The following is a 10280-nucleotide window of genomic DNA, read 5'->3' as shown; positions in this document are numbered from 1 at the left end:
GGGCGCGGCACGGGTCGGCGGCGTACCGTCGCGGTCGTGATCCCATCCGACCCGACAGCACCCGCCGACGGCATCGACGCGGTCACCGCGTTGCTCGACGCCAGCCGGCGCTACGCCACGCACGTTCGGCTGCTGGTCGACCAGCTCGCCGACGCCCACCTGGTCGGCGAAGACGCCGCCCGAGTCCAGGACGACATTTCAGCGCGGCCCTGGCTTCTTCTGAAGGATCAGCAGAGCTTGCCGGTGTACCAGGCGTTCACGACCACGCCGGGGCTGCCGAGGTCTGTGTGGCCCGGTCCGACGCAGATGGTGTGATCGGGCCAGTAGTTACGCACCACTCGGATCTTGATCCGTGAACCGTCGGATGTGCAGTGGTTGTACCAGGCCGTGTATCTGTCCTCGTAGAAGCCACAGCGCACGGCGGTGAGCCGTCCACTGGTTTTCGCTGACGCGTCGGCGGCCGCGGCGGTCGCCGACGATCCGTCGAGCGCGCTCGCCGCCGCACTCGACGGTACGCCGACGATGCTGGTGGCTATACCGGCTGCGATCGCCACGCCGGTCAGGAATTGATGTCGTCTCATTGCTTTCTCCCTCGTTACGGAGGTTCTGCATGACATGGCCGGCCACGTTCCGTCCCTGGCGCCGCGCTGTCGCCAGTTCCAAGATTCAGGTCCGATGTGACCCGCTCAAGGACAGCGAACACCAGTACAGAGGTTCGGACAATCGATTCGAGCTGGCTCGAAGCCAAACCCAACCCGACACCCCGTTTCAAGGCGGCCCGCTCCTGGCGGGCCGCTGGCGCTCGTGGGCCGGGCTGCGGCTCTTCGGCCGGTCCCGGCCCACGACGCCCAGGCCCTCCCGGGCGGTTGCCGAAAGAATCGAGCGTCCCGCCGACCACACAAGGAGCACCAGCCAATCTCAAGATCGTCTCTCTAGCGCCAAAATCCGGTCCGATCCTCCCCGGAGGCCGACCCCAGCCTGCCCGGTCTGCGCCGCGCCGATCCAGGCCGCGACGCGCGGCCGCCCCGCCGTCTACTGCGGCAAGCCCTGCCGCCAGGCCGCCCACCGCGCCCGCGGCCGCGTCCTCCAAGCCCGGCGCGAGCTGGCCTGGACCCGCCGCCGGCTGCAGGCCCACCTGGACGCCTTCGCCCGGCTGGCCGCCGAGCTCGACCAGGCGGCCGTGCGCCTGGCCGCCGAGGACCCGGGCGGCGCCGACGTCGACCAGGAGGACGCGCTCGGTGCCGGCGACCCGGGCGGCCCCCCGTCGACCCCCTGGGAGCCCGCGCTCGCCGAGCTGGCCCGCCGCGCCGCCTCACTGGCGACCACGATCGCCGGCGCCGCACGCAGCCACCGGGCGACCGCCGCCGACCACGCCCACGCCGCCCGCATCGCCGGCCTGTGAGCCCCCCGGGGGTGTCACGGCGCGGCCGGGCGGGTGTCACGGCAGGTGTCACAGGGGGTGTCACGCCGGGTGTTTTATGCCTGTATGTCCCGTGTCACGCGGGGGTGTCACGACCCCTGTCACGCGGCTCTGACCGGTGACTCTCTGCCTGTCACGCCCTCCGTGACACCCCCACCCCCCTGTCACGCACGCGCCGCTCCCCGATCGCGCACACATCCGCCCGCACGGAGACGATCTTGAGCGTGGGGGGATTGCGTCGTCCGCCGACGCCCGCCGCGGTGCTCGACGCAAGTGCCTCGCGAGGCATGTTGACACCGGTGGACCTCAGCACCGGGCAGCCCGCGCGGCACGGGACCACGGGACGCCCGTGGTCCCGTGGACCACGTCGGCCACGCTGATCTGCGTCAACGCCCGCCCCGACCGGATCGCCGTGATCGTAGAAGGACGCAAGCGCCCCGTTCGTGTAGCAATCCGCGGCGTGATGCGACCCCAGACCACGCAGGCCCACACCGGCCCACAGCAGACCACCCCCTCCCCCACCCCGGCCGGCGCCGAGCCAGGCCCGCTGCAGCGGCCCACCATGACCGTGCGCGAGGCGGCCGCCGTGCTCGGCATCGACCGCGGCGCCGCCTACGACGCGGTCCGCCGCGGCGAGCTGCCCGCGCTGCGCATCGGCCGCAAGATCATCATCCCCACCGCGCCGGTCCGCGCCATGCTCGGCCTGGCCCCCCTCGACGGCGGGCAGTGACATGAGCATCCAACTCATCGTCGAGGTCCTCGACCACGCCCCCGCCACACTGACCTACCGCGAGCTGTTCCTGCTGATCGTCTTCGCCGAACAGGCGCGCGATGCGACCCGCGAATGCTGGCCCGGCGTGGAAGACGACCCCCGCTTCCTGCGCCGGGCCCGGCTCAGCCGCTCCCAGCGCTACGCCACCATCAACAGCCTGATCAGCAAGGGCGTGCTGGAGCGCGTCACCGGCGGCCGCAAGTACCGGCGTGCCGCCTTCCGCATCCAGGAGATGGCCCCGCCCGACGCCTCGACCCACGCCGCCGAGCACGCCGGCGACGTCGACCAGGTCGAGAGGCTCGGCGTCGGCGCCGAGCAGGCCCCGGCCGGGCGCCGCCGCGACGTCCAGGCCCTGCTACGCCAGGCCGGAGCCGCCCTCACCGACCAGGCCGCCGACCCGCCGCACGCTCAGCGTCCCGAAAACCGGGACCCTGAACCTGACCCGGCTGCGGCTGAACAGCGTCCCGCGAACCGGGACCCTGAGCCGCCACCTCAGCGGCCCGGTGCTCGGGTCCGTGTCACGAGACGCAAAGTAGCTGTGCGTAACCGGGAGCTCCCGGACGGGTTGACATAAGCGCCGTTAGCGAGCAACACGACCTGTGGAAACGCGCCCGCCACCGTTATCGGGGCGGGGAGCGCCGGACTCATCCCCGAACGCCCGGACCGAAACCCGGAGGCGGACACCAGCCGTTACCCCTGTGGCCTGCGGCAACGCTCTACTTTGGGGTCCATCGCACGGACCCGAGCGGAGGGCCCGATCGGGCCGGCTCGTGTGCCCGGTGGATGATGTTCGAATGAGAATTCCGGCAATTCAGGCAAACGGCAGCGGGCGCATGCCCGTCGGGCTCATCGCGCTGACCCTCGGCAGTTTCGGGATCGGCCTGACCGAGTTCGTGATCGCGGGCCTGCTTCCGCAGGTGAGCCGGAGCCTGGCCGTGTCCGAAGCCGCAGCGGGGTGGTTGATCTCCGGGTACGCGCTGAGCGTCGCGGTCGGCGCGATCGTGGTGACCGCCGCCACCAGCGGGCTGTCCCGCAAGTCGGTTCTCGTCGGGTTGGTGGCGCTGTTCGTGGTCGGCAATCTCCTTTCCGCCGTCGCCTCGGGCTACCCGATGATGCTGCTGGGACGCGTCGTCGCCGCCCTGTGTCACGGTTCGTTCTTCGGCATCGGGTCGCTCGTCGCACGGCGGATGGTTCCGGCGGAGCGGGCGTCGAGGGCGGTGGCGGTGATGTTCGCCGGGTTGACGCTCGCGAACGTCCTGGGCGTGCCGTTCGGCGCCCTGGTCGGCGAACGCTGGGGCTGGCGTGCCACGTTCTGGGCGATCACCGCGATCGGGGTGATCGCCATGATCGCCATCGCGACGCTGGTGCCCGGCTGGGCCGGCGCCGTGGACCGCACGCCTCCCTCGACGACTTCCGGCCCGGGCGGGCTGAGCGTCCAGCTCCGCGCGTTCCGCTCCTGGCAGGTCTGGCTGACGCTGGCGGCCACCGCGCTCGGGTACGGCGGGATGTTCGGCGCGTTCAGCTACATCGCCTACACCTTCACCCGGATCACCGGCTTCTCCAGCGCCGACGTCGCCTGGCTGCTCGTCGTGTACGGCAGCGGCCTGGTGATCGGGAACGTGGCCGGCGGGCGGGCCGCGGACGGCAACCGGGACCGCACGCTGATCGTCTCCCTGGCCGGCCTCGCCGTCACGCTCACCGCGTTCGGGCTGCTGGCCGCCAGCCCCGTCGCCTCAGTGATCCTGGTCTTCCTGCTGGGCCTGTTCGGGTTCGCCGGCGTCCCCGGCATGATCACCCGTGTCACCGACTACGCGAACGGGGCCCCGCTCGCCGCCAGCGCCAACGTGTCGGCCTCCAACGTCGGCAACGCGCTGGGGGCCTGGCTCGGCGGCCTGGCCATCAGCGCCGGCCTCGGCTACACCGCTCCGCTGTACGTGGGCGCCGCCATCGTCCTGGCCGGCCTCGTCGTGATGACCATCAGCGCGCGACGAGCAGCGGGCGGGGCCTCGAACCTCGGCGACGTCGCCCTCTCCGCGGACACGACGCCCACGAGCTGATCGACGCCCCACGCCCCGTGCCGGAGCAGGGCGCTGTCACAGCGCAGACCACGGGGCAGCTCCCGTGTGACCATTACAACGGGAACTGACGACGATCACGGCCCAGAACGCACTCGTCAACGACCTCGCGGCTCGGGCGCCCAGCCGGTCGACGGGGCGCCTCCCGGCTCGCCGGCGGCGCCAGGCAGCGCGTCCTGCTGGTCGACGTCGACCTCGACCGGATCGCCGGCCGAGCGGTAGTGCCAGGTCTACCTCCAACCCTCGCCCGTACGCCAATGTGCACTCCGACCTGCGCCGATTGAATCGTAGCCATGACGACGAACGAGAGTTTCCCCGGCAAATGGATCGAAGGCATCGGGTTGGTCCTGGGCCCCATACTGGTGATGATCGGTGTCCTGCTGAAGCTCGGCCCCGACGCGTTCTTCCCCAACCAGCTCGCCGCCTTCGCCGGCAGCCCCGCACAGATGACGACCGCCTACAGTTGCTTCGTCGCCGGGATCGTGCTGCTCTCCCCCGCCGTCCTGGCGGTGGCCAGGAGGATCGGCGCCACACACACGCGCCTCGCCCAATGGGGCCTGGCCCTCACCCTGGCAGGCCTGTTCGCCCGCACCTTCCACGCCGGCGTCAGTCACCTGGCCTTCCAACTGGTGGACGTTCAAGGCTTGGGTACGGCACAGCAGGCGATCAGCGAGCAGTACACCTCTTTCCACGTCTTCCAGACGATCAACCTGGCCACGATGGTGGGCTGGGTCGTCCTCGCGGTCGGCACGTGGCGCGCGGGCGTGCTCGGACGGGTGCAGTCCGTGGGGCTGGCGTTGATGACGTCCATGCCTGTCGGGGTGCTCAAGGGCACTGGCGTGATGTCGATCGTCGCTGCGGCCGGATTGTGCCTCGCCCTCGTCCCGCTCGGCATCAAGGTGCTGTCGCAGGGACCGGCACCCAGGTGGTGGACCTATCCCCTGGCCGCCACCATCGCCGCCGCCGGCATCCTGGTCAGCGTCGTCGGCTAGACGAGTAGTTCCGAAGTCCGGTCGAGTTGTGGCCGGGGACGACGGGGAGGGTGTCCAAGTCTCTCCGGCCGGTCATCGTGAAAGGAAGACCTACCATCCTGGGCACGGGCGAGGTCAGGCAAGAGCAGGGGTCATAAGGTCGAGTACCAGCCGATTCCTCCAATCGTTGGTGAATACGGCTTTCATGCCCTGGTAGTGCACTCCGATGAACGGGTTGGAGTGGAACATCACAGCGACCCACTGCAACGAGCGGTCAGCGTTCAGACGGGCGAGGTAGCCGATGTTCCCCATCCCGCCGCCCCCACCGGACACCCATCCTGCTCCGTTCGGTAGCGGGCTCTCGAAATATGTGTCGACTTCGTCGATGCCGTACTCCTCAATGGCCTGGGCCACATCGAACGGTCCTCCGATACGGAAAGGAATCGGCTGCCCAGCATCCGGGTGGTACGCCCCCGGACCGTCAACATGCAGCTCCAAGCCAGTGTCGTCCGGCCGATACAGCCCGTCACGGGACGGCATCTGCTTGGCCTTCCAGAGTCCCTCGACCATTCCCATAGCCCACCCAACCGTCAACTACCAAGACGAGTCAGTTCCGAAGTCTGGCTGCGCGCAAGGACAAAGGGTGTCCAAGATCCGGTTTGTGACGACCGACCTGAACACCCTCTTGACCGCACTATATGTGAAGATCGACGACGAGATCGGAAAAACCCGGTGCATCGGCAGACCGCCCTTGCTCAGCGACTCCGAGCTGGTCTGCCTGGCAGTGGCCCAGGCCGTGCTCGGTTTCCGCTCCGAAGCCCGGTGGCTGCGGTTCGCCCACGCCCACCTGCGTGGCATGTTCCCCCGCCTGCCGCAGCGACCGGGTTACAACAAGCGGCTACGGGCAGCGCTGCCGCTGGTCAAGCGGGCCATCCGGCTCCTGGCTGCGGACACCGCCTTCTGGTTCGACAAGGTGTGGATTACCGACTCCACCCCGGTGGAGTGCGGCCGCTCACGGCCCACCGTCAAGCGCTCCGATCTGGCGGGCTGGGCCGCCTATGGCTACTGCCGCTCGCACAGCCGCTACTACTGGGGGCTGCGGCTGTTCCTGGTCTGCACCCCGGCGGGCATGCCGATCACCTGGGCCTTGGCCAGCCCGAAGGTCGACGAGCGCGAGGTGCTGGCGGCGATGCTGGACCGGGAACCGCAGCTGGCAGCCAACCGGCCCGGCCTGCTGCTGATCGCCGACAAGGGATTCGCCTCCCGCGAGTTCGAGGCCGGCCTGGCTGCACGCGGCGTCCAGCTGCTGCGGCCCAGCTTCAAACGGGAGAAGTCCCGACCGGGCGAGCCGCTCTTGAAGTCGGTACGTCAGCTGATCGAGTCAGTCAACGACACCCTCAAAGGCCAGCTCGATCTCGAGCAGCACGGCGGACGGACCTTCGAGGGCGTCGCCGTCCGCGTCGCGCAGCGGATCCTAGCGATGGCCGCCGCCATCTGGCACAACCACACCACCGGCGCGCCTATCGCCAGGTCGCTAATCGCCTTCGATCACTGATCACATAGGAACTACTCGTCTAGAGCACCAGCCATTCGCGGTCGGCGGCTACTGCTTCGGCGCTCGACGCCGTGTCCAGTCCGGCCTTGATCGTGTCGGCCGTCTGTTCCCTCATCAAAGATCGTCTTCGTGCGGGGCGGGTGTGTGCGCGATCGGGGAGCGGCGCGTATGCGTGACAGGGGGTGGGGTGTCACGGAGGGCGTGACAGGCAGAGAGTCACCGGTCAGAGCCGCGTGACAGGGGGCGTGACACCCCGCGTGACAGGGGACATACCGTCACAAACCACCCGGCGTGACACCCCCTGTGACACCTGCCGTGACACCCGTCCGGCCGTACCGTGACACCCCCCGGGGGGGCGGGTCAAAGACCGGCGATGCGGGCGGCGTGGGCGTGGTCGTCGGCGGTCGCCCGGTGACGAGGGTCAGCCCACATAAGCTCAAAACTCACATTGGGATGATCGTGAAGTCAGAGACGGCAGGCATGCTCGCTGGTTGAGGCCCAGTATTGCCACGGATAACGCCATGAGGATTTCCCACCTGCGGTGACATCTCCCGCAAGAGCGCGCCGCCTCGGCGGTCCGGGCACGGGCAGGGACCTGCACGAATTCCACCACGCGGGCAGAAGAAGCCGGAGAATCTGCGCCGCTACTGCCATCCCTCCCCAGAAGCCATCGCCGAGCTCACCGGCCTGTTCGCACCCGGCGACAGCGAGCGCTGAGTGAGAGGGCACGGACCTCCAGCCAAGGATCGGTGCCTCATCATCGTCACAGTCCTCTTTCGATCATGTCGATCAGGAGGTGGGTGGTCTGGTCGGCCTGGTCGGGTTGCAGGCCGCGCAAGGGTCCGTCGATGAGCAGGACGGCCAGGCCGTGCACGGATGACCAAACCAGGAACTCCATGCCCGGACGGCGTTCGGCGGGCATGCGGCCGCATTCGACCAGCGCGTCCAAGGCCGCGCCGAGCAGTTGGAAGGGGGTCAGCCCGCTGCCTCCGGCGGAGGTGTCGATCGCGGCTTCGGCCATGGTGTCGGGGACCAGGAACGCCGCCCGGAACAGCCCCGGCTCCACCTGGGCGAAGCGCAGGTAGCCCGTGCCCAGGGCGCGAAAACGCGCGCAGGCTACCTGTGCCGCCTCGGCCAGCGGCGGCAGGCCGGCCCGCGTGGCTTGCATCTCGGCTTCCATGGCGTGGGCCAGTTGGGCCATCGCGGCCAGGGAGACGGCGTGCACGAGGGCCTGCCGGTCGGCGAAGTGGCGGTAGGCGGCGTTGGGGGCCACTCCGGCGCGCCGGGTGGCCTCGCGCAGCACTACCGCGTCCGGGCCGCCCTCACGGGCCAGGTCGATGCCTGCTTGCAGAAGGGCCTGGCGCAGGTTGCCGTGCCGGTAGGTGCTTCGTTTGGCCACGTCGGTCATGGCGTCCCCCAATGTGGACAGCATCCACTTGTGTGTGTAATGTTCTGCCCGTTCGCAGATGTGGACATCGTACACAAGAGAGGGTCAATAGTCATGGAGCTCAGCGTTCACACCTTCATCAGCCTCGACGGCGTCATGCAGGGCCCGGGCGGGGCCGGGGAGGACCCCAGCAACGGCTTCGAGCGCGGTGGCTGGATGGTGCCCCACGCCGCCGACGGCCAGCTCACCCCCGTCGACGGCTGGTTCCGCAAGGCCGACGCCATCCTCTTGGGGCGCAGCACCTTTCAGATGATGCGCCCCTACTGGTCGCAGGTGACCGACCCGGACAACATCGTGGCCACAGCCCTCAACACCTGGCAGAAGTACGTCGTCAGCGACACCCTGTCCGACGCCGACGCGGCCTGGGGCAAAACCCAGGTGCTGCGCGGCGACTTCGTCGAGCAGGTGCGCCGGCTCAAGCAGCAGCCCGGTGGTGAGCTGCAGGTGCACGGCAGCTGGCGACTGGTGCGCGCCCTGCACGACGCCGGGCTGGTCGATGTCTACCGGCTGATCCAGTTCCCCGTCGTCGTGGGCGAGGGCAAGCGCCTGTTCGCTGACGGAGCCATCCCGGCGACCTACCAGATCATCGAGTCACAGGTGATGAGCGGAGGCTCGGGCGCGGTCTCGCTCACCCTGCGCCAGACCGCGTTCGCCACCACCGGCACCGGCGAGTTCGTAGTGAGCGACGGCAAGGAGGCCATCGCGTGAGGACAACGAGCCGGCCACGCTCTCGCCACCCGGCCGGCTTCTGCTAGGGCGCGTATCGAGTCGCGATCATCAAGTGGTCCGGGTGCGGATCAAGCTCTACTACTAGGGCCGACCCCACAGACTGATCAGGACTCGATACGCGCCTGGTTGGGATGCCACCGGAATACGGCAGAAACGGGCCGCGGTCACTCGAATCCGCAGGTCGGACGGTGAGGCGAGGGCCAGGTTTCGGCTGTGGATGACCATGCCCAGCCTGGGGCCGGATTGCGGTCCGCATGGGCTATCGACGCGCCGACCTGCGGGGACGTCGTTCGGTGGACCGGACAGAGCCGTGCTTCTGTCCGGTCAGGGATCGGGCGCGGTACGTTTCTGCCGTATTCCGGCCGCACCCCACTAACAGGCGAAGAAGGCAAAGGTGGTTACCGCTAATTTCTGCACTCAGCCTCCTCGAGGGCCTACTTTGCGGCTGGTGACGCGGACCCGAGCGGGGGGCCTCAGCGTCCCGATTCCCGAGCCTCAGCGTCCCGGAACACCGGCCTCAGCGTCCCGGAAGGCGGGACCCCTATCCCTCAACCCCGTCAACTCTCCTCATCACGGCGCCGGCCGGCCGACATCGTCCGCAACGAGCTCGGCGTCGACGCCGGTGAAGCCGAGGCGATCGCGGCCGCCATCGAGCAAGCCGTGAAGCCGCACAACCTGGCCGGCTACATCACCACCCTGGCCCGCAACGGCGACCTGGCCGACTGGCAGGGCCACGTCCGCGAACAGGCCGCCCGCCGCCACGCCAGCCAGGCTGCCGACAACCGCCGCACCGCCCCACCCTGCCCACACGGCGAACCCGGCGGCGACCAGCTCAACCCACGCTCCGGCCAACCCTGGTGCCCGTTGTGCCGCAACGGCGTGCCACCCGACCACCTCGACCTCGCCGCCATCGCCGCAAGAGCCTCATGACCGCCCCCCTCATCTCCGGTCGAAAAACAGGAACCACCCCCGCCCGGCGAATTTCGCGAGGCATCACACGCGAGCACCAGGCCCTCGCCGAGCAGCCCCAGGCGGCTCGAGTTTCCGGACTTTTCCGGCCGGTCTACGCGCGCGCGTGCGAGGCGCCCGCCCGCCCACCCGTTTGCCCTCCAGGCCCGGGCCGACAGGCCGAGCGGCGACACGGGACCACGGGGCGGCCGTGGTCCCGTATGCCCCGGGACGAGCGCAGGCCCGCGTCCTGCCGTGCATTGCACCGTGCGCGCACGCGCGCGCCTGCACCGAGGGCCATGCACGCGTGCACATGCACGATCCGGGAGTTTTGGGAGCCGTCATCGCGCAGGCGCGCGAGGC

General features: G+C 69.5%; 13 protein-coding genes. 10 read left to right on the top strand and 3 right to left on the bottom strand.

Annotated elements, in window-relative coordinates:
- A partial coding sequence (locus tag AB0H64_RS44670; RefSeq protein WP_357637968.1) for a hypothetical protein occupies positions 1–315 on the top strand: 315 nt, incomplete at its 5' end.
- Here the strand turns inward: AB0H64_RS44670 and AB0H64_RS44665 are convergent.
- On the bottom strand, positions 228–419 hold the full coding sequence (locus tag AB0H64_RS44665) for a DUF6355 family natural product biosynthesis protein (RefSeq protein WP_357637976.1): 192 nt from the start codon (positions 417–419) through the stop codon (positions 228–230). The two genes, AB0H64_RS44670 and AB0H64_RS44665, sit on opposite strands and share 88 nt — an antisense overlap.
- A gap of 4 nt (positions 420–423) precedes the next feature.
- Between AB0H64_RS44665 and AB0H64_RS44660 the strand changes: the two genes are divergently transcribed.
- The 6 genes from AB0H64_RS44660 to AB0H64_RS44635 all read left to right on the top strand — a co-directional run bounded on the left by AB0H64_RS44660 (position 424) and on the right by AB0H64_RS44635 (position 5259).
- The gene (locus AB0H64_RS44660) at positions 424–570 is read left to right on the top strand and encodes a hypothetical protein (RefSeq protein WP_357637979.1); all 147 of its coding nucleotides are present in this window, start codon (positions 424–426) and stop codon (positions 568–570) included.
- A gap of 40 nt (positions 571–610) precedes the next feature.
- Entirely contained in the window at positions 611–1402 is a 792-nt protein-coding gene (locus tag AB0H64_RS44655; RefSeq protein ID WP_357637966.1) for a hypothetical protein, read from the top strand.
- Between the two features lie 481 nt (positions 1403–1883).
- Complete coding sequence (locus AB0H64_RS44650) at positions 1884–2150, top strand: helix-turn-helix domain-containing protein (RefSeq protein WP_357637973.1); 267 nt, start codon at positions 1884–1886, stop codon at positions 2148–2150.
- A 1-nt stretch (position 2151) separates the two neighbouring features.
- Positions 2152–2766 (top strand): hypothetical protein, encoded by a 615-nt coding sequence (locus AB0H64_RS44645; protein ID WP_357637964.1) that lies wholly within the window; start codon positions 2152–2154, stop codon positions 2764–2766.
- 259 nt (positions 2767–3025) lie between these two features.
- The gene (locus AB0H64_RS44640) at positions 3026–4249 is read left to right on the top strand and encodes an MFS transporter (protein ID WP_357637960.1); all 1224 of its coding nucleotides are present in this window, start codon (positions 3026–3028) and stop codon (positions 4247–4249) included.
- A 311-nt stretch (positions 4250–4560) separates the two neighbouring features.
- The gene (locus AB0H64_RS44635) at positions 4561–5259 is read left to right on the top strand and encodes a hypothetical protein (RefSeq protein ID WP_357637959.1); all 699 of its coding nucleotides are present in this window, start codon (positions 4561–4563) and stop codon (positions 5257–5259) included.
- Between the two features lie 114 nt (positions 5260–5373).
- On the opposite strand, the gene AB0H64_RS44630 is transcribed toward AB0H64_RS44635, so the two are convergent.
- The gene (locus tag AB0H64_RS44630) at positions 5374–5814 is read right to left on the bottom strand and encodes a hypothetical protein (RefSeq protein WP_357637957.1); all 441 of its coding nucleotides are present in this window, start codon (positions 5812–5814) and stop codon (positions 5374–5376) included.
- An 85-nt stretch (positions 5815–5899) separates the two neighbouring features.
- Between AB0H64_RS44630 and AB0H64_RS44625 the strand changes: the two genes are divergently transcribed.
- A complete protein-coding gene (locus AB0H64_RS44625) occupies positions 5900–6793 on the top strand; it encodes an IS982 family transposase (protein WP_357637971.1) in 894 nt (297 codons plus the stop codon).
- 763 nt (positions 6794–7556) lie between these two features.
- On the opposite strand, the gene AB0H64_RS44620 is transcribed toward AB0H64_RS44625, so the two are convergent.
- On the bottom strand, positions 7557–8225 hold the full coding sequence (locus AB0H64_RS44620) for a TetR/AcrR family transcriptional regulator (protein ID WP_357637954.1): 669 nt from the start codon (positions 8223–8225) through the stop codon (positions 7557–7559).
- A 69-nt stretch (positions 8226–8294) separates the two neighbouring features.
- Between AB0H64_RS44620 and AB0H64_RS44615 the strand changes: the two genes are divergently transcribed.
- On the top strand, positions 8295–8948 hold the full coding sequence (locus AB0H64_RS44615) for a dihydrofolate reductase family protein (RefSeq protein WP_357637951.1): 654 nt from the start codon (positions 8295–8297) through the stop codon (positions 8946–8948).
- Between the two features lie 681 nt (positions 8949–9629).
- Entirely contained in the window at positions 9630–9899 is a 270-nt protein-coding gene (locus tag AB0H64_RS44610) for a hypothetical protein (protein ID WP_357637949.1), read from the top strand.
- The last annotated feature ends 381 nt before the right edge of the window (positions 9900–10280 follow it).

The sequence above is a fragment of the Nonomuraea sp. NPDC050733 genome, assembly GCF_040654215.1.
Taxonomy (GTDB): Bacteria; Actinomycetota; Actinomycetes; order Streptosporangiales; family Streptosporangiaceae; genus Nonomuraea.
This window is presented reverse-complemented; position numbering and strand designations above follow the sequence as displayed.